We start from the raw sequence: 25,741 nt of genomic DNA on the forward strand, positions 1-25,741 counted from the left end.
GAATTTTGATTATGGATGCGGTAGATATTTCCTCCCTTAGCAAATCAGTTTTACTTGCTACCTTTGCAATTACTTTCTTGCTTGGTGCAGTCATGCAGAAAACTGGTTTTTGCAGCATGGGCGCAGTTTCAGATATTTTTATTATGTCTAGCTGGGGTCGCTTGAAGCAATGGTTCCTAGCTATTGGTGTTGCTATTGTTGGTTTTGCTCTGATGTCTTATGTTGGCTTGATTGACCCATTAAAGAGTATGTATACCGGCAGCAAGTTCTTGTGGCTATCTACCATTGTGGGTAGCACGCTATTTGGTTTCGGTATGGTGCTTTCTTCTGGTTGTGGAAGCAAAACTCTAGTTCGCATTGGCGGCGGTAATCTGAAGTCCATCGTTGTGTTTATGGTTCTCGGTCTATCGGCCTATATGACTATGAAGGGCTTCCTCGGCGTCATTCGTATTAATACGCTGGATTCTGTTTTCATAGCCTTAAACACACCACAGGATTTGCCAAGCATTTTGAGTCCAATCACTGGCTTTGCTAGAACTAATTTGCACTTAGCTTTAGGTCTGATAGTTGGCTTTGCTTTCATTGCATATGCTTTAGCAAGCAAGGCGTTTTGGACAGCGGAAAATCTGTTTGCCGGCATATTTGTCGGTCTCGCTATTTGCGCTGTATGGTGGGTATCTGGCAACTTAGGCTATGTTGCTGAGGATCCAAATACTCTAGAGGAGGTCTTCTTAGTTACCAACTCTGGTCGTATGGAGAGTCTTTCATTTGTAGCTCCCTATGCCTACTCCTTGGATTGGTTAATGATGTACAGCGATACCTCCAAGGTCATTACTGTTGGTATTGCCGCAGTGATTGGGATGATTTCAGGTTCAGCATGTATTTCTATATTCACTAAATCTTTCCGGTGGGAGAGCTTTCGTAATACCGAAGACACTGCCAATCACTTGGTTGGCGCTACGCTGATGGGCTTTGGTGGCGTTACAGCGCTTGGCTGTACTGTTGGACAAGGTTTGAGTGGCATCTCCACATTAGCCATCGGTTCAATGCTTGCCTTGCCAGGATTTATCTTTGGCGCATATTTGGCTCTGCGTTATTTAGAGTCCCGCAATGCACCTAATCCCTGCAGTTAACCCTTTTTATTGAGATTAATTACATGCAGATAGATTGGTTAGGTTTTACACCTGGACCCGCATTTCTCGGTGGAATGCTGCTAGGTATAGCTGCGGCCTTATATGTCATTCTGCATGGCCGCATTCTTGGTATCAGCGGAATTGTTTCTGGTCTGCTTACGCCAAAAGAGGGTGATGTTAATTGGCGCTTGAGCCTATTATTGGGTTTACTAAGCGCACCGTTTTGGGCAAGCTTGTTGCTTGACCTGCACACAACAACAGTAATTGATGCAGATTGGCTGGCCATCATCGTTGCCGGACTTCTAGTTGGCTTTGGTGCTAACTATGGTTCGGGCTGTACCAGTGGTCATGGTATTTGTGGTTTGTCCCGTTTATCCCCAAGATCTTTAGTGGCTACCATCTCTTTTATGTGTACTGGATTTCTTACTGTGTTTGTCATTCGTCATGTGTTGGGTCTATAAATCATGAGAAGACATTTCAATTTCTATAGTCAGTATTTGATTGGTGTTTTATTCGGTATCGGCCTGATCATTTCCGGTATGAGTAACCCGCAAAAGATTCTCAATTTTCTTGATCTTGCCGGCAACTGGGATCCATCCCTAATATTTGTAATGGCCGGAGCTATTCTGGTTGGTTTGGGTGGCTTTTATTTGGTCTCCAAGCGTACAGAAGTTTTTTTTGGCGGCGCTCTCCATATCCCAACCAGAAGAGATATTTCCAAGCCTCTGGTAATTGGCAGTCTGATTTTTGGCGCAGGGTGGGGTATTGCTGGGTTTTGTCCTGGCCCCGCAATTGTTGCTCTTGGAGCTGGTCATATCAAGGCTCTAGTCTTTATATTGGCGATGCTTGCTGGCATGGCACTATGCAACCGTTTCTTTACAGGCCATAAAAAGTAAGTCTGATTTAGAATCTAAGCTATTAGTTTTTAAATACTTTTTTACTTTTTGAGGTCTAAATGAGTCTTCCTATTGCTTGCCATACCGATCAATTCGGTACGCTCGGTCAAATCGACCCAAGTCACTTAGCTGAGATCGTTAAACAGGGTTACAAAAGCGTAATCAATAATCGCCCTGATTTTGAAGGTGGTCCAGATCAACCTACTAATGCGCAAATTCAGGCACATGCTGAGGCGCTAGGCTTGAACTACGCTTATTTGCCAGTTATTCCTGGTGCATTTACACAAGATCAAGTTGTTGAGATGGCGCGTTTGTTAAAAACAATGCCTGGCCCCATATTGGCCTTTTGCCGCTCAGGTGCCCGCTCTACCAATTTGTACCAAATGGCCTTACAAGTTCGTTAATCTTTCATTAAGAACTTATGCGCATTGAGATCCCAGAAGAGAAAAAGCTTGTTCATCAAATGAACATGCCAATTCGTTGGGGTGATATGGACGCATTTGGTCACGTCAACAATACGGTGTACTTTCGTTACATGGAGCAGGCTAGGGTGGAGTGGATCACTTCCCTTGGTTATAGCGTTGCTCCTGGGGATGAATCTATGTTGATGATTAATGGGTTTTGTAACTTTCATCAACAACTAGTCTATCCAGGTGAGTTGATACTAAAAACGTATATCGGCAATATTGGGCGGTCAAGTTTAGATGTTTATACAACTATGGCGTTGACCACTGAACCCGATGCGATGGCTGCGGTTGGCGGCGCTACTATGGTGTGGGTGGATCTGAAGACCGGTAAATCATCACCTTGGCCAGATCACGTGATCAATAAGCTGCGCTAGGACATTATTTGCAACCTAGCAATCCACACATTCTCAGCATTGATAAATTAGCATCTTCCTTAAACGAGTTTGACGCCGTTATTGATGTCCGTTCTCCAGCAGAATTTGCCTTAGACCATATTCCTGGCGCTATCAATCTTCCAGTCTTAACTAATGAAGAGCGCATTGAGATCGGCACTCTCTATAAGCAAGTATCGCCATTTGCCGCAAAGAAGTTGGGTGCTGCCTATGTCTCTCGCAATATTGCTAATCATTTAGAAAATTCATTGATTGATTTTCTGAGGGAGTGGCGTCCTTTGATTTACTGCTGGCGTGGTGGTGAGCGTAGTGGCGCCTTTACCCATATTCTCAACCGCATCGGCTGGAAAGCTCTGCAGCTTCAAAGTGGCTACCAAGGCTTTCGGCGCGTGGTGATTGATGGCCTCGATCAGGCCGCTAAAGACTTTTCCTTCCAAGTAATTGCTGGAATGACCGGCAGCGGCAAGACTCGCATCCTCCAGGAGATTGGTTTGCTTGGTCAGCAAATACTGGATCTTGAGGGCTTAGCTATTCACCGTGGCTCAGTCCTTGGTAATGAGCCGAACATTGAGCAGCCTTCACAAAAAGGATTTGAAACCAATCTATGGGATGCATTAAACAAATTGGATCCGAGCAAAATTGTTTTCGTTGAATCTGAAAGCAAAAAGGTAGGTGGCTTACATATTCCGGACCCATTAATGGAGCGGATTCGCGAAGGTCAATGTATTGAACTTCGCTCAAGTACAGCTACACGTGTTTCATGGCTATTGCGTGAGTACCATCATTTTTTATCCAATCCTGAAAGCTTTAAAGAAAAGCTCGGCTTATTAACTTCGCGTTATGGCAAGGTTCAAGTTGCCAAATGGCATGAAGCAATTGATGCAGGGGATTTTGATGGTTTGGTTGAAGAGTTATTGGTAATGCATTACGACCCATCCTACCAATCTTCAATCGTTCGAAATTTTCCGAGCTATCGCGAAGATCATTTCGTGCAACTTGAAAACGATAGTGATGAAGCTTTTGCAAAAACAGCAAAAGACCTCATCACCAAGCTTGGCCCTTAACTAAAAGCCTGGATTCCAGTTTGTGCACGACCCAAAATAAGGGCGTGAATATCGTGCGTACCTTCATAGGTGTTAACGACTTCCAGATTGAGCATATGACGCACTACGCCATATTCATCAGAGATACCATTTCCACCGTGCATGTCTCTTGCTAATCGGGCTACGTCTAAAGATTTTCCGCAGGAGTTACGCTTCATCATCGAAGTGATTTCTGGCGCAGCAATTCCTTCATCTTTCATGCGGCCCAAACGTAGGCAGCCCTGAAGAGCGAGCGTGATCTCCGTTTGCATATCCGCAAGCTTTTTCTGGATTAGCTGATTGGCGGCCAGAGGGCGATCAAATTGCTTGCGATCCATCGTGTATTGACGTGCAGCATACCAACACCACTCTGCAGCACCAAGCGTACCCCAGGCGATGCCATAACGCGCCGAATTCAGGCAAGTGAATGGGCCTTTGAGGCCAGTAATTTCTGGGAACTCATTTTCTGCTGGAACAAACACTTCATCCATCACGATTTCACCAGTAATAGAGGCGCGAAGACCCATCTTGCCGCTGATCTTGGGTGCAGATAGACCTTTCATACCTTTTTCCAGGATAAAGCCTCTAATCAAGCCCTCATCGTTTTTAGCCCACACAACAAATACGTCAGCAATTGGGGAGTTAGAGATCCACATCTTGGAGCCTGTGAGTGAGAAGCCGCCAGGAACTTTTTTCGCTCTCGTGATCATTCCACCTGCATCGGAGCCATAGTTAGGCTCTGTCAATCCAAAGCAACCAATCCATTCGCCGGTAGCTAACTTGGGAAGGTATTTCTGCTTTTGGGCCTCACTACCAAATTCATTAATAGGGACCATCACTAAGGAGGACTGCACACTCATCATCGAGCGGTAGCCAGAATCCACACGTTCAATTTCACGGGCAATTAATCCGTAGGAAACGTAATTGAGATTTGCGCCACCGTATTGCTCGGGAATGGTGATTCCCAAAAGACCTAATTCACCCATTTCACGGAAGATTGCCGGGTCAGTTGTTTCATTGCGATAGGCATCATGAATACGCGGCATTAGACGGCCTTGAGCATATTCGGCGGCAGCATCGCGCACCATGCGCTCGTCTTCTGTTAATTGGGTGTCGAGGAGTAGGGGGTCTGCCCAGTTAAAACTAGCTTTACTCATGATTCTTAGTCGTCCTATCTTAGTTTTTGATATGCACCCTGTGAATTCCCAGGAATACAGATATTCTTGTTTCTATTATCCATTTTTCTAGACTTATGGACGCACCTAGACGTCACCATCGTTATTACGACCTGATATTGGCAGCCTTTGTTGTGGTCCTGCTGTGCTCCAACTTTATCGGCGCCGGTAAGGCCGCCTCTTTAGACTTGCCATATTTTGGCAATGTGACCTTCGGGGCTGGCATTCTCTTTTTTCCGATCGCCTATTTCTTCGGCGATATTTTGACCGAAGTGTATGGCTATGCCTATGATCGCCGAGCAGTTTGGGCTGGTTTTACAGCTCTGGCCTTTGCGGCCATCATGGCTCAACTGGTCATTGCTTTGCCTGTAGCGCCTGGATCCTATATGGCTAATTATCAACAGGGCATGGAGACGGTCTTTGGTAACTCTTGGCGTGTTGCCCTTGCTTCCATGATTGCATTTTGGTGCGGCAGTTTTGTAAACAGCTACACCTTGGCCAAAATGAAAATCTTGACTCAAGGTCGCTACCTTTGGATGCGCACAATTGGCTCTACAGCCAGCGGGGAGTTGGTGGACTCATCTCTCTTCTATATGCTGGCTTTTTACGGCCTCTGGCCACTTAATGAGGTCTTGGCTGTCGCAGTCTCCCAATACATCCTAAAGACCGCCTGGGAGGTCCTAGCAACCCCTTTAACGTACTGGGCAGTGGGTTTTCTGAAGCGCAGGGAAAATCAGGATCACTATGACATTCATACCGATTTCACGCCATTTAAGCTAAAAGTCTAATTTACGGCTTTTTTAGGCGCAAACCGTTAAAATAACGGTCTTCGATGCAAAACCTGCATCCGCACCCTCGTATTTGACCTATCAGAAAGTAAGAACACATCCGTGCTGTCAGCATCTAATATCACTATGCAGTTTGGGGCAAAACCCCTGTTTGAAAACATCTCCGTTAAGTTTGGCGGCGGTAATCGCTATGGCCTGATCGGTGCCAACGGTTGTGGCAAATCCACCTTCATGAAGATTTTGGGTGGCGAGCTGGAGCCAACTAGCGGAAACGTGAGCCTGGATCCCGGTATTCGTTTGGGTAAGTTGCGCCAAGATCAGTTTGCATATGAAGATGTGCGCGTACTTGATGTAGTGATGATGGGTCACGAAGAGATGTGGAAGGCTGCAGCTGAACGCGATGCTATTTACGCCAACGCAGATGCGACCGATGAAGATTACATGAAGGCTGCTGAGCTCGAAGGTAAATATGCCGAATATGGTGGCTATACCGCAGAGGCAAAAGCAGGGGAGTTGTTGTTAGGTATTGGCATTCCTATTGAGCAACACAATGGCCCAATGAGCGCCGTAGCCCCAGGTTGGAAGTTACGCGTATTGTTAGCACAAGCCTTATTTTCTGATCCAGATGTGCTGCTTTTAGATGAGCCAACCAATAACTTGGATATTCACTCCATTCATTGGCTAGAAGATATTCTCAACCAAATTAAGAGCACGATTGTCATCATCTCCCATGATCGACACTTCCTTAATGAAGTGTGTACGCATATGGCTGATATGGACTTCGGAACACTGAAGGTGTACCCAGGAAATTACGACTCATACATGCTGGCATCGGTTCAGGCAAGAACACAGCAGCTGAGCAATAACGTTAAAGCTAAAGAAAAAATTGCTGAATTAGCGGCTTTCGTAGCCCGATTTTCTGCAAATGCATCCAAGGCGCGTCAAGCTACTTCACGTCAAAAGCAGCTAGAGAAAATTGAGATCGTTGAAGTCAAGCCATCTTCTCGACAGAACCCATTTATTCGTTTTGATTCTGAGAAGAAGTTGCACAATATGGCTGTTGAGTGCAATGCATTGACAAAGGCTTATGACCGCACGATCTTCAAAAACTTTAAGCTAGGTGTGCGTGCCGGCGAAAAGATTGCCATCATTGGGCAAAACGGCGCAGGTAAGACAACACTATTAAAAACTATCTTGAGCAAACGCTTTGATGGCATCGCCGCTGATAGTGGTGATGTCAAGTGGGCGGAAAACGCCTATGTAGGCGTGATGCCTCAGGACAATACCGAGATGTTCGCAAAAGACGAATTGCTCATGGATTGGATGAATAACTGGCGCAGTACAGGTGACGATGATCAAGTGATCCGTGGCACGTTGGGCCGCTTGTTATTCTCTGGCGATGATATTGGCAAGTCTGTCAAAGTGTTGTCTGGTGGTGAAAAGGGCAGAATGATTTGGGGCAAATTGATGCTTCAGAAATATAACGTTCTTGCAATGGACGAGCCAACCAACCATATGGATATGGAATCCATTGAGAGCTTACAGATTGCACTTGAAAAATATGAAGGCACTTTAATTTTCGTATCCCATGATCGCGAGTTTGTTTCCGCTTTGGCTAATCGCATCCTCGAGGTGAAGATGGATGGAACAATCGCTGACTACTCCGGAACTTATGAAGAGTATTTGCGTAGCCAAGCCTTAGCTGGCTAAGTATTCTCTTTAGCTTGACGCTGGAATCGCATTGCAGTGCCATCGGCACGAATGCGTTTCCAGACTGAATCTTTTTCTTCCTGACTAAAAAACACCCAATTGCTGACCTCGCCTAAAGTGCGACCGCAGCCTTGGCAGATTTCGTCATAGAGAGTGGTGCAGACTCCAATGCAAGGTGAGTCAGAGGCATCGTCACCAACTGCTAAGGAATTGGCCCCAGCTTGCTCTGGTATGTTGTTAGATGAAGTCATGGCAGTACTTTAGTCGATTTCAGGGGAATATGTTGCTCAAGCTCATCGACGTACGCTGCCATACCTTCATGTTCACGCTCTAAGAAGCGCTTCACCGCATTGGAGAAGCCGGGATCTTCAATCCAATGAGCTGATTGCAGGGTGGTAGGTAAAAATCCTCTAGCCATCTTGTGTTCGCCCTGAGCACCGCCTTCAAATATCTCAATACCTTCCTTGATGCAATATTCAATGGCTTGGTAGTAAGCTAATTCAAAGTGCAGGCAGGGTATATGTTCTATAGCACCCCAATAGCGACCATATGCTTTTGAAGTCAAACGATCAACTACTAGCAATGATGATGCGATAGGTCTGCCATTCTGAGAAGCAATGATGAGATGGAAATTCTCAGGCATGGTATTGCCAAGTAGTTGAAGGCACTCTTCCGTTAGGTAGGGCGAAGAACGGTGCTCGATATACGTATTTTCATAACAGCGATAGAAAAAAGCCCAATCATCTGTGGTGGCAATTGACCCTGGAATATGGCGATAGCTAATTTGGTGATTTTCTACGGCAGCACGTTCTCGTCGAATATTCTTACGTCGTTTCATCGTTAAGGCTGCAAGAAATTGCTCAAAATCTTGGTACCCGGCGTTGTGCCAATGGAACTGCACAGAATCGCGCATCATGAATCCCTGTTTCTTAAGTGCGTCTAGCTCACTTATCTCTGGGAAGAGGACATGTGCAGAGGAAAGTACATTTTGCGTTACGAGTGATTTCAAGCCTGAGACTAGAGTCTCTTGAATGGCACTTTTATCTGCATTTGACGATACAAGCATTCTTGGCCCCCGAACGGGCGTAAATGGAATGGCGGATAGCGCCTTAGGGTAGTAAGGCATGCCGTTCTGTTCGTAAGCCTGCGCCCATGCCCAATCAAAAACAAATTCACCATAGGAGTGTTGCTTGAGGTAAAGGGGCATTGCTCCAAGAAGTCTGGAGTTTGAGTCCTCGACTAAAAGGTGGGCTACTTGCCAGCCAGTATTACCACCTACACATCCAGTTAGCTCTAAAGCATTTAAAAATGAATACTTTAAGAATGGCCCAGCATCAGGCGATAGTAGGGCATTCCAGTCGGCCTCAGCAACTTCTGAAAGGCTTTGAATTACCCGAAGTTGGATGGCATCTTGATTCAACGGAAGCGAAAAAATCAGTCCTGAATTATCTCAATCTTGTAACCATCTGGATCGGTAACGAATGCAATGACGGTATCTCCACCCATGACTGGACCAGCTTCGCGAGTAACATTGCCGCCTGAGGCCTTGATCTTCTCGCAAGCAGCATAAGCATCAGGAACACTGATTGCAATATGGCCATAAGCAGTGCCCAAGTCATAGCTATCAACACCATGGTTATAAGTCAGCTCAATCTCAGATTGTCCATCTGCATTTCCTTTGCCGAAGCCTACAAATGCTAAAGAATATTTCTGCTCTGGACGCTCGGTTATGCGCAGCAGGTTCATTCCTAATACTTTGGTATAGAAATCAATCGAGCGAGTCATATTGCCGACTCTAAGCATTGTGTGGAGGATCATCATTGATTAAATATAAAGGTAAACGTAGTTTCTCGTTGAGTATGAAAAAACCCAGGGTATTAGCCTGGGTTTTTGAGTTGGGGGCAGCCTTACCTTACTGAATCTTTGCCTTAGCGCGAAGCTTTTGCATTAATTCGGAAAATTTAGCTTTTTGCCAATTTTGATCTGCGGTGATCATTTGCTTGAGCTGGTCTTTAATCTCTTCCATACTAGGGGCCTTCACGTCGCGCACATCATCCAATTTAATAATGTGCCAGCCAAATTGAGTTTTAACTGGCTTGTCAGTAACTTGACCTTTTTTCAGCTGGACCATCGCTTTGGAAAATTCAGGTACTAGTGATTTGTCGCCAACCCAGCCAAGATCTCCGCCGTTCGGAGCGGAGCCAGGATCTTTTGACTTCTCCTTGGCAATTTGCTCAAAGTTTCCGCCAGCTTTAATTTGAGCTGTGATTGCCTTCGCATCAGATTCTTTTTCAACCAAAATATGTTCAACGTGATATTCCTTGCCGGTGTACTGACCCTTTACTTGTTCATAGGCAGCTTTTAATTCCGACTCAGCAACGCCTTCTTTTGCAACATAGTCTTCAAATACTGCCGCAATCAAAATACCCATTTTGGATTGCTCAAGCTGCTCGCGAACTGACTCTTTTTGCATTACGCCACGATTATTGGCTTCTTGCAAAATGAGCTCACGCGTGACGAGCATTTCCCTTGCTTGATCTCGCACTTGCGGATTGTCGGGTTGATTCGATTTTTGAACCAATTTATCTAATTGCGCTTTTGGAATTGCTTTGCCATTAACGATGGCAGCATTTTGTGCATAAACAGCTGTTGAGAGTAGGGCGGCGCTAAATGCGCTGATAGTCAAAATTTGGCGAGTGTTCAACATGGGCTATGAAATATCAATAAGGGTAAAAAGGGAATCTTAAAGCAATCCGTGGTTAATTAGTGCTTTCACTAGGTGTGTATGCCAAGATGGTGAGAGCGTGAATCGCAGCGGGAAAGTGTTTATTTAAGGCGGCATAGATGGCTCTATGACGGGCTACCTTGCTCATTCCCTCGAATTCTGGGGCTACGATAGTGAGCTTAAAGTGCCCTCCGCCAGAAGCCGCTCCCGCATGACCAGCATGGAGATGGCTTTCGTCCTCAATATTCAATTGGAGCAATTGAAAGGCTGACCTTAAATCTGCCTCAAATAAGGCAATTCGATCTTGATTGACGCTCATTCTGCATGGTGCTCCATGTGGCGACTGAGCCAGACTCCTTGAAGGATGACGAAAATCACTAGCAATCCAGTGCTACCAAATAGCTTGAAATTAACCCAAGTTTCTTCTGAATATTCAAAAGCGATATAGAGGTTGAGGGCACCCATAAAAAAGAAGAATGTTGCCCAAGCCATATTTACTTGATGCCAAACAGATTTAGAGGTGTGTTCTTTAAGAGTAATTTGCTTACCCATCAACACTTGAATCCAATTCTTTTGGAAGAATTGAGCGCTAATAAATAGGGCGCCAGCAAATAACCAGTAAAGAGCAGTTGGCTTCAGTTGAATAAAAGTTTTGTCATGCAAAAAGATTGTTAGGCTGCCAAAAACCAGAATCATGACCAGGCTGACCCATTGCATTGCATCTATTTTGCGGTGGCGGTAGTAGACCCACAAAATTTGACCGATAGTGGCAACCATGGCAACGATAGTTGCGGTGTAGATATCACCAAATTTAAAGGCAATAAAAAAGAGGATGATGGGGAATAGGTCGAATAGAAATTTCATGCAGTGATTATCCAGCTATTTGAGAATTATTTTGCTTTATTGGGGGCAGCATTCTCAGAGGGTTCAAATTTCAGGGAGGCTGAATTAATGCAGTAGCGCAGCCCTGTAGGTTGCGGCCCGTCATCAAACACATGCCCCAAATGGGCATCGCATTTGCTACAGCGCACTTCCGTGCGAATCATTCCATGCGAGCTATCCCGAATTTCAGTTATTGCCGCATCATTTTCTGGTGCGTTATAGCTGGGCCAGCCACAGCCCGCATCAAACTTTGTGGAGGATTGAAATAATGGCGTGTCACAACAGACGCAGCGATATTGACCGGCCGTCCAGTGATCCCAATACTCCCCGGTAAAAGGTCTTTCAGTTGCCGCCTCACGCGTTACACGATATTGAATATCGCTCAGTGAGTTTTTATATTCTTGATCTGTTTTCTTGGTCATGGGAGTAAATGTATTTAGTTATGAGGAACAGCTAACTGCAATAGCCTGCATATCCTCAGATGGTGGTTTTGAATAATGTTGAAACGCTTCCTGTTCATCAAACGGATTCATGAGTATCTGATGCAATCTTTGAACTTCAGAAAAATCATCCAGCTGGGCTTTTTCAATAGCGACTTGGGCCAAATGATTGCGTAGGATGTACTTTGGGTTGACTTGGTTCATCGAACTTTTTCTTGCTACATCACTTGAGATCTCGGTTTGCAGTCTATCAATGTAATCCGCAAACCATTGATCGATATTTTCACGATCAACAAATTCATTTCTTAGCAAGATATCTATTGGTATGGAGTTTTTCTTGACATCACTCAGACTGCGAAAGAAGTTTGTGAAATCCACTCTTGAGTCGTTCATCGCTTGCAGTAGACGCTCAACTAATCCAGTGTCACCATCTTCCTCGGACTGAAGCCCTAATTTAGAACGAAAAATCTTTTGCCACTCTTTTGCATAAGTAACTGGAAATTCTTCGAGTGCGGAGCGGAGAAGATCTTGAGACTCTTCTGCGGAATGCTCTAACTCTAGTAAGGGGAGCATTGCACTGGCAAGGCAGGCCATATTCCAATGCATGATTTGAGGTTGGCGATGATAAGCATATCGGCCACCATGATCACTATGGTTGCAAATATGATCGATTTGAAAATGATCTAAAAAACCAAAGGGGCCATAGTCGATAGTAAGTCCTAGGACGCTAATATTGTCACTGTTTAAAACACCATGACAGAATCCTACTGATTGCCACTGAGCTACCAATTTGGCATTACGAGTACTAATCTCTTTAAATAAATTTAGATAAGGTTTTTTACTTGCAAGACACTCTGGATAGAATTCAGCAATTAGTAGATCTGCCAATTCTTTCAAGCGCACAATATTTTGTAATGATGCAAAGTGTTCAAAGTGCCCAACACGTATAAAGCTTGGAGCAACGCGGGAACATACTGCTGCAGTTTCCATAGTTTCTCGCCTAACTGCTTGCTTCGATCCAACCAAGGCAAGAGCTCGACTAGTAGGAATGCCAAGAGCATGCATTGCTTCACTGCATAGAAACTCGCGAATGGAAGATCTCAGGACTGCTCTGCCATCACCCATTCTGGAATAGTGAGTTCTACCGGCACCTTTTAATTGGAGCTCAAGATAATTGATATCTCCGAGTAAGATGGCCCGGCCATCACCTAGCTGTCCTGCCCATGAACCAAACTGATGGCCGCTATAGGCTGTAGAGATTGGGTTTTGAAATGTCAGCGGCCCAACATTGAGTTGATTTCCTGCAAGTACACCTAGCCACTCAGAATCTTTGGGAAAGTTATCTGCCCCAAGCTCAATCCCAATTAGCCTAGCGACAGATGGAGAAAATGCCACCCAATAGGGATTCGGTAGCGGAGTAGGCGGGGTGGGCTGACAGACATCGTCGCCACGAAGATTAAAAGGCATATTTTGTATTCTATGGGTAATTCACAAGCGTCGCAGAAGCCTCTAAAATGACCCTATGACAAATAAAGTACAACTGAATGCGGCAACTCAGCTTGCCAATCTGGGTGAAGAGCTCAATGTCCCCTTTTTAAAACTCCTAGGCGTGCGTCTTATTAGCGCCGAAATGGGTAAAGGCGAAATATTCCTGGCCCTTAAGCCTGAGCATACCAACACGTGGGATGTAGCCCATGGCGGTGTATTGCTCACCCTCATGGACGTTGCTATGGCTGTAGCTGCACGTTCCAGCGATCCTAGCGATCGCAGCGTTGTCACTGTGGAGATGAAGAATAATTTTATGCAGGCTGCCAATGGCATCTTGAGAGTAAAAGCAGACACTGTAAGACGTACAGCTACGATGGCCTTTTGCGAGGCTAAGCTCTATAACGATCAAGGCGAAATCTGCTGTATGGCAACAGGTACATTCCAGTTTCTAAAACGACTCGCCGCTAAAGATGCAAATGGTGAGCGAGTAGTGAACGCAGACTCGCGTCAGAAGTAATGCTGTATCTTGTGACCGTCTTAAACGGAGAGGTTTGATCCTGGAGCAGCACTGAGCTCTCCAGTAACAACATCATGGCCCACGGTGCCATTCACATCGAAACGTCTTTCCACCATCTCAAACTGACCATCCTTGCGAACACGTAAGATGGTGCTAGAACGCGTGCCATAAGAGGGCGTCTTAATAAAAGCTGCTGATAATGCTTTCTCCCAATCTGGGTTCACGCCAGTGCTAGGCAGTTCCTGGGGGCTTGCCTCATGAGTATCGGCCAGTAAGCGTAAATAGTGATCTGCATTTTTAAGTTGCCCACTATCCATGGCCAGTGTTTGAGCAAACGCAGCTACCCGATGATTCACTTTAGGCCAGGGAGTATCGAGCATGGCATTCGATAGGCCATAGACTCCAGGGCTTAGCGCTTGCTCAGGAAATACTTTTCGCGGGCGAATACTTTGACCCATCATAAGTCGATTGCTAACCCAGTGCATTTCTGCATTCTCTGGATCGCTAAGATCAGCCATCAGTAGATTAAAACCGTTGTATTGCTCAAACCGTTTCGCATTCTCTTGAATGTAGGCATGGGGTTTGTGATGGCCTGTCAGGTAGCGAAGGCTGAGCTCTCCGCGTGTTCTTGCGTCGGGATTTTTTTCACTCGGTGCCCTGACATTGGTGAGTGCAGCAAAGCGGCCAGTCTTAGTAAAGCCAAGCCATGTACCGGGACTACCCAATACATCGGCCCTATCTTTTCCTGCTAACACATGGGGGTATTCTGACCACCATCCCATTGGATCAGTGTCGCGCTCATAAAATTCATCTCGATTCGCAGCTACAACCAGAGGGTAGTCTGGGTGTGATTTCCAGGCGAAGAGAATTAGGCACATAAGAAAATAATTGGGGCAGTAGTGAAATTAAATTTCTATTAAAGGGTAGGGTAGTTGGTCTATTTTTAACACAGGGCCATTGCTCATGGCTAGGTGGATTTGCCCTGACTCAAGAGCGTCTAACTTACACTCCACCTGAAGATCAATCCGATCGGGATGGCTTGAGTTGCTAGCTGCTAGAACTACCATACCGCAGGGCTGGCTAGCATCGCCTTCATGAAATAATTCCACACCAGGCTTAGCGAGATCTAAGGTGGATGCACTTGCTTCAGTGTGTGCGAGTTGGAGTCTGCGCTTCACTACACCCCGATATTGGCTGCGGGCAACAATTTCTTGACCCGGGTAGCAACCTTTTTTGAAATCCACGCCAGCAACCGATTCAAAATTAATCATCTGTGGAACAAACTGTTCTTGAGTAGCCAGCACAATACGGGGAATTGCACTCAAGACCTCTAAAGAATTCCACTGCATGAGGGCATCATCATCAACCGAAGATGTATTGGCATCTGACTTTCTTTGCGCAATAAGAGTACGCTGAAATGATTGCCCTTGTGCAAGCACATCAGGCATTCGCAATGCGAGAGCTTCTTTGGGTAGCGCGGTCGATTGCTCGCTTTCTGAGCTTTGATAAGAGCCAAATATGTCCCAGTCGTTTGAAACATCCAGTACTTTTACCTTTGAGCGCAGAACATACATCGCCAATCGTTTAGCAGTACTGGCCGCTATATCTTTAGAGACAAAAAGAGCAAAACGATCATCAGAATCAGCAGACTCTGGAAACAAGGCAAGCCAAGCGCTAGTTAAAAGTCGCCCCTTGGGATTGCAGTAACCAACTAGGCGAACAGCTCCAGGACCTTGGGCGGTTTCTCCCGAAAGGGTGCCCTTGAGGCCGACTACGGAATTGCTTAACTGCCCCTGAAGTAGGGTTGCAGCATCAGATCCCTCAACTAGGATCAAGCCCCAATCGGTGAGGGTCGTGTATCCGTGATTTAGGCTATTTGGGGGCATTAAGGTGTTTTCCGGGCTTTGGGTCATGTGCTTTTATCATAGCTTGATGAGCAGAAAATTTCAGAGAAGAACTCTTTTTACAAAGCATTCAAATGGTGGGGCATGGAAATCTTACGCACTCTATTTGGCTAGCTTTCTTATCCTTCTGTATGGATCTATCTTCCTGTGGCCTGTTGTACCTGGCCAATCCAACGTTACAGAGGGCTCTTCCTATAAAGTCAAGATTGCTCCTCAATCAGGGTTATCGGCCATTTCAAGCCAGTTATCAGAGCAAGGCGTTTCCACTAATTCACTAACTCTACAGATCGCAGCAAGAGCGCTTTTGGTCGGCTCGAAGCTTAAGCCGGGTACCTACCTATTAGCAACCCGCGCAAGCCTAGGAAATGTTTTACTGCAAATAGCCCGAGGTGACCGGGTCAGGGAGAGCATAGCTATTATTCCCGGTATGACTATATGGCAGCTAAGAAGCCTAATAGACAACCATCCAGCCCTAATTCATCAAACTAAGGGGATGAACTCTAAGGAATTGCTTAAGGCCGTTGGCCTTTCTTATCCTGGCGATGAGGGTCTTTTCTATCCAGATACCTATATTTTTGATCCAGACGACTCAGATATTTCAATTTACCGCAGAGCATCCCAAGCAATGCAAAAACAACTTGCATTGGCCTGGGAACAAAAAGAGGCTACTTCGCCATTAAAAACCCCATACGACCTCCTCATTCTGGGGTCTATCGTCGAAAAAGAGACGGGGCGCTCTAGTGATAGATCCTTGGTTGCGGCCGTCTTTGTTAATCGCCTCAAGATCAACATGCCGCTTCAGACCGATCCAACCGTAATTTACGGTATTGGCCCCAAATTTGACGGCAATCTTCGAAAAGCGGATTTGCGTAAAGACAATCCCTACAATACTTATATGCACAAAGGTTTACCACCAACGCCAATAGCAATGCCAAGCAAGGAATCTCTTCTAGCCGTGATGCATCCAGCAAAAAGTGATGCTATTTATTTTGTCGCCCGTGGTGATGGCAGTAGCCATTTTTCCAAAACTTTAAAAGAGCATGAAAATGCTGTTGATCAATTTCAACGCAAACGCACTGTAACCACTAAAAAGAATTCACAGTAATTGTTATGACAACTCTATTTCCAGGTTATTTCATTAGCTTTGAAGGCATCGATGGTGCAGGGAAGAGTACGCATATTGACTCCTTTGCCAAGCTTTTAAAAGAGCGCTATCCAGACCGTGAAGTCGTGATGACTAGAGAGCCGGGTGGCACTCAGTTAGGCGAACAACTACGCGCCTTATTGCTTGATGCCCCTATGAATTTAGAAACTGAAGCGTTGCTGATGTTTGCGGCACGGAGAGAACATATTGCGCAAGTAATTGAGCCAGCACTGAAGGCTGGAAAGATTGTTATCTCCGATCGCTTTACGGATGCTAGTTTTGCTTATCAAGGCGGTGGTCGTGGCTTAAGTCTAGAGAAGTTAAATGATCTAGAGCGTTGGGTACAGGGTCGTCCAGATGGCTCTTTGCTACAACCCAACCTCACTTTCCTATTTGACCTGCCCGGGTCCGTTGCTGAGGCCAGAAGATCCAAGGTGAGGGTGCCAGACAAGTTTGAGAAGATGGATTTAGATTTTTTTGAAAAGGTTCGCCAAGAATATCTTCGTAGAGCAAAGGCAGATCCAAAGCGTTTTTATTTGGTAGACGCCACACGTACACCGGAGGTAATTTGGAGCGATCTTCAATCATTGGAGATCAAGCTATAAATGGTTGATCTGAAGTTTCCACATGAGTCCGCTAAAAAAATAGCTCCTTGGCTAGAGTCTGTCTGGGAGGGAATGAATTTCTCCGCTTTCCCTAATGCCGTTCTAATCCACGGCCAATCAGGCATTGGCAAGTTTGAGTTTTCTATTGAATTGGCTAAGGCGCTTTTATGTGAGGCTTCTGAAGGCGCAAAGCCCTGCAATCACTGTGAGGCTTGTAGATGGTTTGACTCAGCTAACCATCCAGACTTTATTGCACTTGTTCCCGAAACGCATCGCAAACTTTTACCTCATGGTGATTTTGATTCTGAATCTGACTCACCCAAGAAAACAAAGGCGAGCCAAGTTGATAGCGATGGTGATGCACCAGAGAAAAAAGAGAAGAAAAGTATTTCGATTGAAGATGCACGAAATGCAATTGAAGGTCTTTCCATTGGAACGCACCGCGGTGGCAATCGCATCATCTTGGTTTATCCATTGGAAATGCTCAGAGCAGACTCTGCAAATACTCTGCTTAAATCCCTGGAAGAACCGCCGAAAAATACAATCTTTATTTTGCTAGCAGATCGCCTTGATCGTGTTTTGCCAACTATTCGATCACGTTGCCGCTTAATATCGGCGCCACGCCCAGATCGTATCAGCGGATTGAATTGGTTACGCAATCAACTTAACTCTGTTCCCGGCATGAAAATCAGTGATGGTGATATTGAATCTATTTATGACGAGCAGGGTGGTGCACCTTATGCTGTTTTGGATTCATTAATCGCACGTCACAATAAAGATGAAAAAGATGAACTCTCGATTGCAATTCAAGCATCGCGATATTTATTGCAGTCAATGTCACAGGGCGCTCGAATTAATTGGTTAGATGCTGCTGAGAAGACTCAAAAAGCACGCTATGCAGTCTTGTTAGCCACAATGCAACGCTGGGTCTCGGACCTGCAAAGTTGCGCTCAAATGGGTGCCCCTCGTTATTACCCAAAACATGAAGCGGCGATAAAGGCTCTTGCACAACAAGTGCGCCTACCCAAGCTGCTTCGCTTCTGGAAGTCTTTAATACAAGCGCGTCGCCATGAAAATCATCCATTGGCCACCCGTATCCAGCTTGAAGCCTTGCTTTCTCAATACCAACAGGTATTTGAAGACTAAAATGACGAGTCATGTTTATAGACTCTCATTGCCACCTCGATTTCCCAGAATTTCAAGCTCGTTTACCTGAGGTTTTGGCCAATATGGCCGCCTGTAAGGTGACTCACGCCCTTTGCGTATCAGTCGACATCCCAGACTTTCCTAATGTGAAAAAGCTTGCTGAGGATCACGCCCATTTATATGCCTCGGTTGGAGTGCATCCTGATTACGAAGATACGCCGGAGCCTAGCTTTGAATTCCTAGTCGAGGAGGCAAAGCACCCCAAAATCGTTGCCATTGGTGAAACCGGGCTTGATTACTATCGCATGGGCGATAGAAGTTATGAATCCATGGAATGGCAGAGAGAGCGTTTTAGAACCCATATCAGGGCATCTATTGCATCTCAAAAGCCCCTCATCATCCATACGCGTTCATCTTCAGCCGATACGCTCCGAATTCTAAAAGAAGAGGGCGCCGATCAAATTGGTGGTGTGATGCACTGCTTTACAGAATCTACCGAGGTTGCCAAGGCGGCCATGGAAATGGGCTTTTACATCTCTTTTTCTGGAATTGTGACTTTTAAGAGCGCCAAAGATCTTCAGGAGACTTGCAAGCAGGTCCCTTTAGAGCGCATGCTGATTGAAACGGATTCACCGTATTTAGCTCCAATTCCATATCGCGGTAAGACCAATGAGCCTGCCTGGGTCTCTAAAGTCGGTGAATTTGTTGCTGATTTAAAGGGCGTCTCTATTGAGCGGCTTGCAGAGCAGACTTCTAGTAATTTTTTCCAATGTTTTCATATAAATAGACCGGTTTCATGAGAAATTCATTTAAATTAAATTGTGCATTGAGTACTGCTTTTCTAGGCTTCTCTAGCCTTGTATTTGCTCAAACAGCAGATCAAATCGCTGATTTCACTAAAGCGGCTAAATTTGACGACGTTTCAGAGGTTCAATCTTTGATTAAGGCTGGCGTTAGTCCCAATACATTAGATCCCAAGGGCAACCCGATGCTGATTGTGGCTATTCGAGATAAATCTCTCAAGGTTGCAGACCTCCTTATTGCCAACCCAGCTACTGACATCAATTTAGCCAATAAAAGCGGTGAAAATCCTCTGATGATGGCCTCAATTGAGGGTGAACTTCCTTTGGTAGAGACTTTAGTGCTCAAAAAGAAGGCGGATGTAAATAAGTCTGGTTGGACACCTTTACATTACGCCTGTACAACAGGAAAGCTCAGTGTTGCTCAATTCTTGGTGGCCAATGGCGCCAAAGTAAACGCATTAAGCACCAGCGATACAACACCATTAATGATGGCCGTTAGCTCTGGAAATGAGCAACTAATTAAGTTTCTATTGGATAACGGTGCTGACTTACGCATGCGCAATCATGAAGGCTATTCAGCCATTGATGTAGCGGCTTTATTTAGCAAGGAAGATATACGTGAGGGTTTGATATCCCGCTGGGAGAAGCTCTATAAACAGCCATATCCAGGCGGTCCGAAGAAGATTCCTTCTTAAGTGACATATGTATTACTTGCGTATAATCATTATTATGTCAAATAAGAAATGCAACTTAGAAAGCATCATCAATTAAGTACTTCGCATGAACCTGATCGATCATTTCATCAAACTTCCAGGCTTTAGTAGCTTACCTAGTTTCAGCACCCTGTTCTCTGAGATTAATACGGATATGGGAAATAGCGAGATTTGGTTTGTACTGATTCTGGCCTGCTTGATGCTGACATTTCATGGTGTTGCGGTACTGATGATTGCTGGGGCTTTTCATTGGTTGGATCACAAACTTGAAAATAAGCGCATATACGGAGCAAATTTCCTGTCCTATTTCATTGCGATTTTGTTGATTATTGGCAGTCATTTCGTAGAAATCGTGGCCTGGTCCTATATCTGCGTTGCTTTGCAGGTCTTCCCAACCAATCCTCAGACCTTCTACTTTGCGGGCGAAATGTACACCACGGTTGGTTACGGTGACTACACACTATCCGAGCGATGGAGAATCCTACCAATCATCATTTCATTCTCAGGAATCTTTGCTGTTTCTATGTCTGGTGCGGCTTTGTATTCCATGATGGGCGCCTTATTAAACCGCTCAAACCAGAACCCTAAGTCCGGGTCTGGATTCTAAAAAAAGGTTTGTTTCGACAGTTTCCAAGCCTAATTAACGAGCTTAGCTTTATCAATGGGAGCCTTCTGCTTAAAGACTAGCTCTAAAACACGTCCATTGGACTCCAGGGAGCGCATTCTGCCGGGCAGCCAATCAAGGTCCTTCGCTAGCCAAATATCAACCTGACGCTTATATGGATCGTTTTCACGCTGCATTAGAGCGTAATGGCGATTAACTGACTTTCCTAGACTTGGAATTGCCTCAGACTCTTCCTCGCCGTAGCTTTTAAATTGCCACATTTCTAGTGTGTTGAAGTCAACCACGGGAAGCGCCCGAATACTCCCTGCATCGTCAATTTTGTCACTCCCATTTAAGAGGGATGCAAATTGGAACATTAGACTGAAGCGGTCCTGCGTTCCCGGGAGCAGATCGGGGGTAAATTCTGGCTTCTCAGAGAAGTACATCTTCCCTACTCCATTCTGATCCCGATCGAATCTTGAGTAACGGGGTGGTTTAGTTCCTCGTTGGGTCCAGTAAATTGATGGCGCTATTCCGTATGCATCGACTGACCCACGAGATTCAAAAACAAATGGCCCAACAACTGCGTAAGGTATGTTGATATACAAACGGTAATTATTACCCTCAGTAATCCAGTCCAATTGCGCAGTTTGATAGAGTTGTCCATCAACATAGGCATCGAAGTAATAAGTTCCAGAATCTGGAAGACGAAACGCCTGCCCTGATTGATTGCCTAATGCACCCTGCTCTCCTTTGCCTTCATCCGCTAAAGGATCTGCTGATACAGCATTGGTTTTCTTGGGTGAAGTTTTTTTCTTTGGGGAAGATGTGAGTTGAATCTTTTTAGGAGGCTCAGCACGAAGCTCTGTTTTGATAATTAGGTCTTCAGCAATGGGTGGTGCAGTGCCGAAAGAAATGAACGGAAGACCAAAAAATAAAATCAGGTGCCCAAAGACTGACAGAAAAATGGCGGCAATCAGAATCCACAGAGATCTTCTGCGTATAAATTGAAATAAATTGCCAAATGAATCGATCAAGAAATTAATGCTCGATAAATTCAATTACCGCTGGTAGATGATAGGCGTAGTCGGCAATACCATGATCACTGCCGTCAAGAATCAATTGCTTGGCGCCAGGATAAAAGGTAGACATCTCTTTCCAATCTAGAAGCTCATCACCCTTTGCGGCGATTAAAAAATATCGCACTGGATTGGTAATCTTGTCAACCTGCAAAGCACGCAGCTCATCGATGTATTCAGCCTTGAAATCAAATGGCTCTTCACTATCGTAAGCAGTCATCATGCCAACATGAGGCTCCAATTCTCTGGCTGCAAAAACTGCAGGATTTAAAGCAATACCCTTGCATTGATATTTCTCGGCCAGATAGTTTGTATAGAAGCCGCCTAAAGAAGATCCGATGATGACTATGCGATCCGCTTGAGATTGGTCGATATGTTTAACCACCATATCGATACTTTCCTTAGGAGATGCTAGCAATTGAGGGCAATACCATTCATAGGTATTGTCGGGCGTTGAAAGCGCCCTTACCGCCTCACCAGTCATCACCGCCTTTGTTGAATTCGGAGAAGAGCGAAAGCCGTGAAGATAAACCAGCAGCGTTGTTCTCATAGTTTTCTTTTAAACCTTCTGACCAATTTCAAAATTCGCCATTTTTTCTAAGGCCTTTACCATCGCAGAATGATCCCAAGCTTTACCGCCATGGGCACTGCAGGAATTCAACAATTCTTGAGCGGTTGCAGTGTTAGGCAAGGAGACGCCTAAGGCTTTAGCGCTACTTAGCGCAAGACTTAAATCTTTTTGATGCAACTCAATTCTAAAGCCAGGATCAAATGTGCGTTTAATCATTCGCTCACCATGAACTTCTAAAATCTTAGAGCTAGCAAAGCCACCCATTAATGCTTCGCGAACTTTGGCGGGATCGGCACCAGCTTTAGAAGCAAATACCAGCGCTTCAGCAACTGCTTCAATATTTAAAGCCACAATAATTTGATTGGCAACCTTCGTGATTTGACCGGCACCATTTGCGCCAACCAAGGTAATATTTTTACCCATCAATTCAAATACAGGCTTTACTTTTGCAAAGGTCGCATCGCTGCCACCAACCATGATGGTGAGCGTTGCACCTTTGGCACCAAGCTGACCACCGGAAACGGGCGCATCTAGATACTCGCATCCAAGGGAATTAATCTTTTGAGCAAACTCTTTTGTTGCGATTGGAGAGATCGAGCTCATATCTACAACAATCTTGCCCTTACTTAATCCAGATGCAATACCATTCTCGCCGAATAAAACTTTTTCAACATCGGGGGTATCTGGCACCATCGTGATGATGATGTCTGCTTTACTGGCAACTTCTGCAGGACTAGAACATGGAATCGCAGAGCTATTGGAAAGCTCCTCCGGAATCTTGCTGCGGGTATTGATAAAGACTTCGTGACCAGCAGCAACCAGGTGACCCGCCATAGGCGCACCCATAATTCCGAGACCAACAAAACCTAGCTTTAACTTACTCATGATGTCTTCCTTTTTTATTCTTGTTCGTATTGACTCATCCACCCAAGGCCAGCCTCGGTAGATTTCAGGGGTTTATATTCACAGCCAATGTAGCCGTCGTAACCAAGGCGGTCTAACAGGCCGAAAAGATATTCATAGTTGATTTCTCCGGTACCTGGCTCATTTCGACCTGGATTATCGGCCAGTTGAATATGCGCTATTCGGCTGAGGTACTTTTGAATGGTGCTACCTAACTCACCTTCCATACGCTGCGCATGGTAGATGTCATATTGTAAAAAAGCATTGTCAGCAGCAACCGAATCCAAAATAGCAATTCCCTGCTCCGTCTTGGAGAGATAAAAGCCGGGAATATCGAACGTGTTAATCGGCTCAATCAACAGCTTTAATCCCGCTTTCTTTAGTTCACTGGCTGCATATTGAAGATTGGCTACAAAAGTGTCGTGAAGTACTTTTGGATCAGACCCTGCCGGAGCCTTCCCAGCGAGACAATTTAATTGGGGCACCCCAAGAATGGTGGCGTACTCAATGGCTTTGGCGACTCCAGAGCGGAACTCTGCAACGCGATCAGGTAAACAGGCAATTCCTCGCTCACCTGCGTTCCAATCGCCAGCAGGAAGGTTATGGAGCACCAGCTTAAGGGCGTTGTTGTCCAAAGCAGATTTAATCTCTTGAACATCAAATTCATAGGGGAAGAGAAATTCGACAGCTTTGAACCCACCAGTTTTGGCAAGTGCAAAGCGCTCCAAGAATGGAACTTCATTAAAAAGCATGGTGAGGTTAGCGGCAAAACGGGGCATCTCATTCCTTTTGATCAAGGCGCTGCAAAAGAACTGATGTTATCAAAGAAGCCTGTAAATTTCCTTGAGCGTCAAAGGATGGCGTTTTAGGTCAAATTGGGGATAAAAATACGCTAATATCACTATAGAAGCACTTAATATTAAGGAAAATTATGAAAATTAAATTCGCCCCGATTACCTTCGTAGCCGCCGCCCTATTGGCAGGCCCAGCACTCGTAATAGCTCAAACACCTAGTGCAGCAAATGCCGTGGTGGTGGATGCAGCCGTTACTGATAATATTTTCCAGTTGTATGAAGGCACAGTAACCAAGATTGATAAGAAAACACGTACGATTTTCTTTAAAAACAATGAAGGTGAATCTAAATTTGTTGCCGGCCCTGAGATCAAGAATTTTGATCAAATCAAAAAAGGTGACCGCCTCAGCGTTACTTATGAATTGGCTGTAGCAATTGAGTTAATCAAGACTAAGAGCGATGGCATTCGCAGCAAGGTAGAAACTTCATCAGAAGTAGCCTCCAAACCTGGTGAAAAGCCAACTCGCACTATTACCAACACAACAACGATCATTGCTGACATTGTTGCAGTTGATCGCACTAAGAAATTGGTTTCCGTTAAGGGCCCAAGCGGAAAAGTTACCGTGGTAACAGTTAAGAACCCGCAATTATTAGCCGATGTGAATGTTGGCGAGCAGGTTAAGGTAATTTATTTCGATGCTATGGCCGCATCTATTACTGCACCTAAAAAGAAATAAGGTATCAAGTAACTCGTTGTAAATGCAGGGATCTCACTTGAGCATTCGCATCCTTTGGATCCTTGCAGCTTCCGCCCTTCTCTCTGCTTGCGCCAATACCACGAGGCCTGGAGCTGTCGGCATAAACCGATCGCAATTCATGATGGCTTCTTCAGAGGACGTGAATCGCCTCTCTGCTGCAAGTTATAGCGAGCAAAATCAAAAAGCAAAAGAAAAAAATATACTGGTCACGTCAGGACCTACCTATGATCGCTTGAAGTTCATAGCAAATCGACTCATTCCACAGACCGAGGCGTTCCGTGATGACACTAGACAATGGGATTGGCGCTTAACGCTCATTGATGCACCAATACTTAATGCTAGCTGCGCACCGGGCGGAAAGATTACTTTCTACACCGGGATCATTGAGCAACTTAATCTTAACGATGATGAAATTGCCGCCATCATGGGCCATGAAATCGCTCATGCTTTAAGAGAGCATGGTAGAGAGCGTGTATCTCAAGCAACAGCCCAAAATATATTGGTCAATATTGCTACGGCATTAGCCGGACCCTATGGCTCTGCCGTGAGTGCCGCAAACCAAGTAGCTCAATACGCCATCGTTCTGCCGAACTCTAGAGAAAATGAGTCAGAGGCTGATGCGATCGGTTTAGAGCTAGCAGCAAGGGCTGGATATAACCCCATGGGGGCTATTAGCGTTTGGCAAAAGATGCTGAAAGCAACCAAGGATAAGAGCACACCAGAGTTTTTATCCACCCACCCTTCTGGTGAAACCCGAATTGAGCAATTGACTGCGTTGATGCCATCCGTAGAACCTCTTTACAAAGTTGCACCAAAACCATCACCTACCAAGAAAATGTAAAGAGATGTCTTGAAATGAAAAAAGCCCCTTATGCAGGGGCTTTTTAAACTTACTTGGCGGAGCGGACGGGACTCGAACCCGCGACCCTCGGCGTGACAGGCCGATATTCTAACCAACTGAACTACCGCTCCAAGTACATCGCATGCTACTTGTGTCACTTCATACTACTCACAACTAGCCA

32 protein-coding genes and 1 tRNA gene are annotated in these 25,741 nt (G+C 45.3%); 17 read left to right on the forward strand and 16 right to left on the reverse strand.

Translation table 11 applies throughout. The features are described from left to right. Window positions 1-11 precede the first annotated feature (11 nt). From ICN14_RS02410 to mnmH, 6 genes are read left to right on the forward strand one after another with little or no spacing between them, the layout of a single operon-like run. Window positions 12-1,133 carry a YeeE/YedE family protein gene (locus tag ICN14_RS02410; RefSeq protein ID WP_216224542.1) on the forward strand — a complete coding sequence of 374 codons (1,122 nt, stop codon included), beginning with the start codon at window positions 12-14 and terminating at the stop codon, window positions 1,131-1,133. A 23-nt stretch (window positions 1,134-1,156) separates the two neighbouring features. Continuing rightward, window positions 1,157-1,594 carry a YeeE/YedE family protein gene (locus tag ICN14_RS02415; protein WP_216224543.1) on the forward strand — a complete coding sequence of 146 codons (438 nt, stop codon included), beginning with the start codon at window positions 1,157-1,159 and terminating at the stop codon, window positions 1,592-1,594. A 3-nt stretch (window positions 1,595-1,597) separates the two neighbouring features. Beyond that, window positions 1,598-2,029, forward strand: a complete 432-nt coding sequence (locus ICN14_RS02420) for a DUF6691 family protein (RefSeq protein ID WP_216224545.1) — start codon at window positions 1,598-1,600, stop codon at window positions 2,027-2,029. A 59-nt stretch (window positions 2,030-2,088) separates the two neighbouring features. Next, window positions 2,089-2,433: a TIGR01244 family sulfur transferase gene (locus ICN14_RS02425; RefSeq protein WP_216224547.1), complete on the forward strand. Its 345-nt coding sequence runs from the start codon at window positions 2,089-2,091 to the stop codon at window positions 2,431-2,433. 17 nt (window positions 2,434-2,450) lie between these two features. After that, a complete protein-coding gene (locus ICN14_RS02430) occupies window positions 2,451-2,870 on the forward strand; it encodes a thioesterase family protein (protein WP_216224549.1) in 420 nt (139 codons plus the stop codon). Between the two features lie 8 nt (window positions 2,871-2,878). Beyond that, window positions 2,879-3,952: a tRNA 2-selenouridine(34) synthase MnmH gene (gene mnmH, locus ICN14_RS02435; RefSeq protein ID WP_216224550.1), complete on the forward strand. Its 1,074-nt coding sequence runs from the start codon at window positions 2,879-2,881 to the stop codon at window positions 3,950-3,952. Here the strand turns inward: mnmH and ICN14_RS02440 are convergent. Next, window positions 3,949-5,127, reverse strand: a complete 1,179-nt coding sequence (locus ICN14_RS02440; protein ID WP_216224552.1) for an acyl-CoA dehydrogenase — start codon at window positions 5,125-5,127, stop codon at window positions 3,949-3,951. The two genes, mnmH and ICN14_RS02440, sit on opposite strands and share 4 nt — an antisense overlap. A 95-nt stretch (window positions 5,128-5,222) precedes the next feature. On the opposite strand from ICN14_RS02440, the gene ICN14_RS02445 reads away from it, so the two are divergent. Together ICN14_RS02445 and ICN14_RS02450 are read left to right on the forward strand one after the other, a co-directional pair. Then, window positions 5,223-5,933, forward strand: a complete 711-nt coding sequence (locus tag ICN14_RS02445) for a queuosine precursor transporter (protein WP_216224554.1) — start codon at window positions 5,223-5,225, stop codon at window positions 5,931-5,933. 102 nt (window positions 5,934-6,035) lie between these two features. Then, a complete protein-coding gene (locus tag ICN14_RS02450) occupies window positions 6,036-7,643 on the forward strand; it encodes an ABC-F family ATPase (protein WP_216224556.1) in 1,608 nt (535 codons plus the stop codon). Here the strand turns inward: ICN14_RS02450 and ICN14_RS02455 are convergent. The 8 genes from ICN14_RS02455 to ICN14_RS02490 form a co-directional block, all read right to left on the reverse strand. Next, entirely contained in the window at window positions 7,640-7,894 is a 255-nt protein-coding gene (locus tag ICN14_RS02455) for a DUF1289 domain-containing protein (protein ID WP_216224558.1), read from the reverse strand. The two genes, ICN14_RS02450 and ICN14_RS02455, sit on opposite strands and share 4 nt — an antisense overlap. Further along, window positions 7,891-9,063 carry a GNAT family N-acetyltransferase gene (locus tag ICN14_RS02460; RefSeq protein ID WP_216863200.1) on the reverse strand — a complete coding sequence of 391 codons (1,173 nt, stop codon included), beginning with the start codon at window positions 9,061-9,063 and terminating at the stop codon, window positions 7,891-7,893. The genes ICN14_RS02455 and ICN14_RS02460 overlap by 4 nt, the downstream gene beginning before the upstream one ends. A gap of 14 nt (window positions 9,064-9,077) precedes the next feature. Then, window positions 9,078-9,464 carry a lactoylglutathione lyase gene (gene gloA, locus ICN14_RS02465; RefSeq protein WP_216224561.1) on the reverse strand — a complete coding sequence of 129 codons (387 nt, stop codon included), beginning with the start codon at window positions 9,462-9,464 and terminating at the stop codon, window positions 9,078-9,080. A gap of 91 nt (window positions 9,465-9,555) precedes the next feature. Beyond that, window positions 9,556-10,350 (reverse strand): peptidylprolyl isomerase, encoded by a 795-nt coding sequence (locus tag ICN14_RS02470; RefSeq protein ID WP_216224563.1) that lies wholly within the window; start codon window positions 10,348-10,350, stop codon window positions 9,556-9,558. Between the two features lie 52 nt (window positions 10,351-10,402). Continuing rightward, a complete protein-coding gene (locus tag ICN14_RS02475; protein WP_216224565.1) occupies window positions 10,403-10,687 on the reverse strand; it encodes a BolA family transcriptional regulator in 285 nt (94 codons plus the stop codon). Continuing rightward, window positions 10,684-11,232, reverse strand: coding sequence for a septation protein A (locus tag ICN14_RS02480; protein WP_216224567.1), 549 nt, complete (start codon window positions 11,230-11,232; stop codon window positions 10,684-10,686). Before ICN14_RS02480 ends, ICN14_RS02475 begins: the two co-directional genes overlap by 4 nt. A gap of 26 nt (window positions 11,233-11,258) precedes the next feature. Next, window positions 11,259-11,672 (reverse strand): peptide-methionine (R)-S-oxide reductase MsrB, encoded by a 414-nt coding sequence (gene msrB / locus ICN14_RS02485; protein ID WP_216224568.1) that lies wholly within the window; start codon window positions 11,670-11,672, stop codon window positions 11,259-11,261. Between the two features lie 18 nt (window positions 11,673-11,690). Then, entirely contained in the window at window positions 11,691-13,157 is a 1,467-nt protein-coding gene (locus ICN14_RS02490; RefSeq protein ID WP_216224569.1) for a YdiU family protein, read from the reverse strand. Window positions 13,158-13,212: 55 nt separating this feature from the next. Between ICN14_RS02490 and ICN14_RS02495 the strand changes: the two genes are divergently transcribed. Beyond that, a complete protein-coding gene (locus ICN14_RS02495) occupies window positions 13,213-13,695 on the forward strand; it encodes a PaaI family thioesterase (RefSeq protein ID WP_216224570.1) in 483 nt (160 codons plus the stop codon). Window positions 13,696-13,715: 20 nt separating this feature from the next. Here ICN14_RS02495 and ICN14_RS02500 read toward each other — a convergent pair whose 3' ends face one another. Both ICN14_RS02500 and ICN14_RS02505 read right to left on the reverse strand, forming a co-directional pair. Then, entirely contained in the window at window positions 13,716-14,573 is an 858-nt protein-coding gene (locus ICN14_RS02500) for an NRDE family protein (RefSeq protein ID WP_216224571.1), read from the reverse strand. A gap of 27 nt (window positions 14,574-14,600) precedes the next feature. After that, window positions 14,601-15,608: a folate-binding protein YgfZ gene (locus tag ICN14_RS02505; protein WP_216224572.1), complete on the reverse strand. Its 1,008-nt coding sequence runs from the start codon at window positions 15,606-15,608 to the stop codon at window positions 14,601-14,603. Window positions 15,609-15,627: 19 nt separating this feature from the next. Here ICN14_RS02505 and mltG point away from each other — a divergent pair, with 19 nt between their 5' ends. From mltG to ICN14_RS02535, 6 genes are all read left to right on the forward strand, one after another. Beyond that, window positions 15,628-16,704 carry an endolytic transglycosylase MltG gene (gene mltG / locus ICN14_RS02510; protein WP_216224573.1) on the forward strand — a complete coding sequence of 359 codons (1,077 nt, stop codon included), beginning with the start codon at window positions 15,628-15,630 and terminating at the stop codon, window positions 16,702-16,704. Between the two features lie 5 nt (window positions 16,705-16,709). Next, window positions 16,710-17,348: a dTMP kinase gene (gene tmk, locus ICN14_RS02515; RefSeq protein WP_216224574.1), complete on the forward strand. Its 639-nt coding sequence runs from the start codon at window positions 16,710-16,712 to the stop codon at window positions 17,346-17,348. After that, the gene (locus tag ICN14_RS02520; RefSeq protein WP_216224575.1) at window positions 17,349-18,494 is read left to right on the forward strand and encodes a DNA polymerase III subunit delta'; all 1,146 of its coding nucleotides are present in this window, start codon (window positions 17,349-17,351) and stop codon (window positions 18,492-18,494) included. A gap of 11 nt (window positions 18,495-18,505) precedes the next feature. After that, the gene (locus tag ICN14_RS02525; RefSeq protein WP_216224576.1) at window positions 18,506-19,294 is read left to right on the forward strand and encodes a TatD family hydrolase; all 789 of its coding nucleotides are present in this window, start codon (window positions 18,506-18,508) and stop codon (window positions 19,292-19,294) included. 26 nt (window positions 19,295-19,320) lie between these two features. Beyond that, window positions 19,321-19,992: an ankyrin repeat domain-containing protein gene (locus ICN14_RS02530; protein ID WP_255535928.1), complete on the forward strand. Its 672-nt coding sequence runs from the start codon at window positions 19,321-19,323 to the stop codon at window positions 19,990-19,992. Between the two features lie 85 nt (window positions 19,993-20,077). Continuing rightward, window positions 20,078-20,617 (forward strand): ion channel, encoded by a 540-nt coding sequence (locus ICN14_RS02535; protein WP_216224578.1) that lies wholly within the window; start codon window positions 20,078-20,080, stop codon window positions 20,615-20,617. Between the two features lie 29 nt (window positions 20,618-20,646). Here the strand turns inward: ICN14_RS02535 and ICN14_RS02540 are convergent, their stop codons facing one another. The 4 genes from ICN14_RS02540 to hyi are packed head-to-tail and all read right to left on the reverse strand — an operon-like array spanning window position 20,647 to window position 23,946. Continuing rightward, entirely contained in the window at window positions 20,647-21,651 is a 1,005-nt protein-coding gene (locus ICN14_RS02540; protein WP_216863201.1) for a DUF3108 domain-containing protein, read from the reverse strand. A 4-nt stretch (window positions 21,652-21,655) separates the two neighbouring features. Next, window positions 21,656-22,243 (reverse strand): YqiA/YcfP family alpha/beta fold hydrolase, encoded by a 588-nt coding sequence (locus tag ICN14_RS02545; RefSeq protein ID WP_216224579.1) that lies wholly within the window; start codon window positions 22,241-22,243, stop codon window positions 21,656-21,658. Between the two features lie 9 nt (window positions 22,244-22,252). Continuing rightward, the gene (locus tag ICN14_RS02550) at window positions 22,253-23,149 is read right to left on the reverse strand and encodes a 2-hydroxy-3-oxopropionate reductase (protein WP_216224581.1); all 897 of its coding nucleotides are present in this window, start codon (window positions 23,147-23,149) and stop codon (window positions 22,253-22,255) included. A gap of 14 nt (window positions 23,150-23,163) precedes the next feature. Beyond that, a complete protein-coding gene (hyi, locus tag ICN14_RS02555) occupies window positions 23,164-23,946 on the reverse strand; it encodes a hydroxypyruvate isomerase (RefSeq protein WP_216224584.1) in 783 nt (260 codons plus the stop codon). 152 nt (window positions 23,947-24,098) lie between these two features. On the opposite strand from hyi, the gene ICN14_RS02560 reads away from it, so the two are divergent. Together ICN14_RS02560 and ICN14_RS02565 are read left to right on the forward strand one after the other, a co-directional pair. Continuing rightward, entirely contained in the window at window positions 24,099-24,698 is a 600-nt protein-coding gene (locus ICN14_RS02560) for a hypothetical protein (protein ID WP_216224585.1), read from the forward strand. 37 nt (window positions 24,699-24,735) lie between these two features. Then, window positions 24,736-25,560: a M48 family metallopeptidase gene (locus ICN14_RS02565; RefSeq protein WP_255535929.1), complete on the forward strand. Its 825-nt coding sequence runs from the start codon at window positions 24,736-24,738 to the stop codon at window positions 25,558-25,560. A 54-nt stretch (window positions 25,561-25,614) separates the two neighbouring features. On the opposite strand, the gene ICN14_RS02570 is transcribed toward ICN14_RS02565, so the two are convergent. Beyond that, window positions 25,615-25,691: transfer RNA gene (locus ICN14_RS02570), tRNA-Asp, on the reverse strand. Window positions 25,692-25,741 lie beyond the last annotated feature (50 nt).

The sequence above is a fragment of the Polynucleobacter sp. MG-27-Goln-C1 genome, from assembly GCF_018881905.1.
Lineage (GTDB): Bacteria > Pseudomonadota > Gammaproteobacteria > Burkholderiales > Burkholderiaceae > Polynucleobacter.

What these genes read in the sequence shown, in the direction of transcription:
- ICN14_RS02425 (WP_216224547.1), top strand. Translation starts at nt 2,089, where the DNA reads ATGAGTCTTCCTATTGCTTGCCATACCGATCAATTCGGTACGCTCGGT.
- ICN14_RS02445 (WP_216224554.1), top strand. Translation starts at nt 5,223, where the DNA reads ATGGACGCACCTAGACGTCACCATCGTTATTACGACCTGATATTGGCA.
- tmk (WP_216224574.1), top strand. Translation starts at nt 16,710, where the DNA reads ATGACAACTCTATTTCCAGGTTATTTCATTAGCTTTGAAGGCATCGAT.
- gloA (WP_216224561.1), bottom strand. Translation starts at nt 9,464, where the DNA reads ATGATGATCCTCCACACAATGCTTAGAGTCGGCAATATGACTCGCTCG.
- ICN14_RS02545 (WP_216224579.1), bottom strand. Translation starts at nt 22,243, where the DNA reads ATGAGAACAACGCTGCTGGTTTATCTTCACGGCTTTCGCTCTTCTCCG.
- ICN14_RS02440 (WP_216224552.1), bottom strand. Translation starts at nt 5,127, where the DNA reads ATGAGTAAAGCTAGTTTTAACTGGGCAGACCCCCTACTCCTCGACACC.
- ICN14_RS02470 (WP_216224563.1), bottom strand. Translation starts at nt 10,350, where the DNA reads ATGTTGAACACTCGCCAAATTTTGACTATCAGCGCATTTAGCGCCGCC.
- ICN14_RS02430 (WP_216224549.1), top strand. Translation starts at nt 2,451, where the DNA reads ATGCGCATTGAGATCCCAGAAGAGAAAAAGCTTGTTCATCAAATGAAC.
- mltG (WP_216224573.1), top strand. Translation starts at nt 15,628, where the DNA reads ATGAGCAGAAAATTTCAGAGAAGAACTCTTTTTACAAAGCATTCAAAT.
- ICN14_RS02535 (WP_216224578.1), top strand. Translation starts at nt 20,078, where the DNA reads ATGAACCTGATCGATCATTTCATCAAACTTCCAGGCTTTAGTAGCTTA.
- hyi (WP_216224584.1), bottom strand. Translation starts at nt 23,946, where the DNA reads ATGCCCCGTTTTGCCGCTAACCTCACCATGCTTTTTAATGAAGTTCCA.
- ICN14_RS02415 (WP_216224543.1), top strand. Translation starts at nt 1,157, where the DNA reads ATGCAGATAGATTGGTTAGGTTTTACACCTGGACCCGCATTTCTCGGT.
- ICN14_RS02550 (WP_216224581.1), bottom strand. Translation starts at nt 23,149, where the DNA reads ATGAGTAAGTTAAAGCTAGGTTTTGTTGGTCTCGGAATTATGGGTGCG.
- ICN14_RS02410 (WP_216224542.1), top strand. Translation starts at nt 12, where the DNA reads ATGGATGCGGTAGATATTTCCTCCCTTAGCAAATCAGTTTTACTTGCT.
- ICN14_RS02560 (WP_216224585.1), top strand. Translation starts at nt 24,099, where the DNA reads ATGAAAATTAAATTCGCCCCGATTACCTTCGTAGCCGCCGCCCTATTG.
- ICN14_RS02420 (WP_216224545.1), top strand. Translation starts at nt 1,598, where the DNA reads ATGAGAAGACATTTCAATTTCTATAGTCAGTATTTGATTGGTGTTTTA.
- ICN14_RS02525 (WP_216224576.1), top strand. Translation starts at nt 18,506, where the DNA reads ATGTTTATAGACTCTCATTGCCACCTCGATTTCCCAGAATTTCAAGCT.
- ICN14_RS02490 (WP_216224569.1), bottom strand. Translation starts at nt 13,157, where the DNA reads ATGCCTTTTAATCTTCGTGGCGACGATGTCTGTCAGCCCACCCCGCCT.
- ICN14_RS02480 (WP_216224567.1), bottom strand. Translation starts at nt 11,232, where the DNA reads ATGAAATTTCTATTCGACCTATTCCCCATCATCCTCTTTTTTATTGCC.
- ICN14_RS02520 (WP_216224575.1), top strand. Translation starts at nt 17,349, where the DNA reads ATGGTTGATCTGAAGTTTCCACATGAGTCCGCTAAAAAAATAGCTCCT.
- ICN14_RS02475 (WP_216224565.1), bottom strand. Translation starts at nt 10,687, where the DNA reads ATGAGCGTCAATCAAGATCGAATTGCCTTATTTGAGGCAGATTTAAGG.
- ICN14_RS02500 (WP_216224571.1), bottom strand. Translation starts at nt 14,573, where the DNA reads ATGTGCCTAATTCTCTTCGCCTGGAAATCACACCCAGACTACCCTCTG.
- ICN14_RS02495 (WP_216224570.1), top strand. Translation starts at nt 13,213, where the DNA reads ATGACAAATAAAGTACAACTGAATGCGGCAACTCAGCTTGCCAATCTG.
- msrB (WP_216224568.1), bottom strand. Translation starts at nt 11,672, where the DNA reads ATGACCAAGAAAACAGATCAAGAATATAAAAACTCACTGAGCGATATT.
- ICN14_RS02505 (WP_216224572.1), bottom strand. Translation starts at nt 15,608, where the DNA reads ATGACCCAAAGCCCGGAAAACACCTTAATGCCCCCAAATAGCCTAAAT.
- ICN14_RS02455 (WP_216224558.1), bottom strand. Translation starts at nt 7,894, where the DNA reads ATGACTTCATCTAACAACATACCAGAGCAAGCTGGGGCCAATTCCTTA.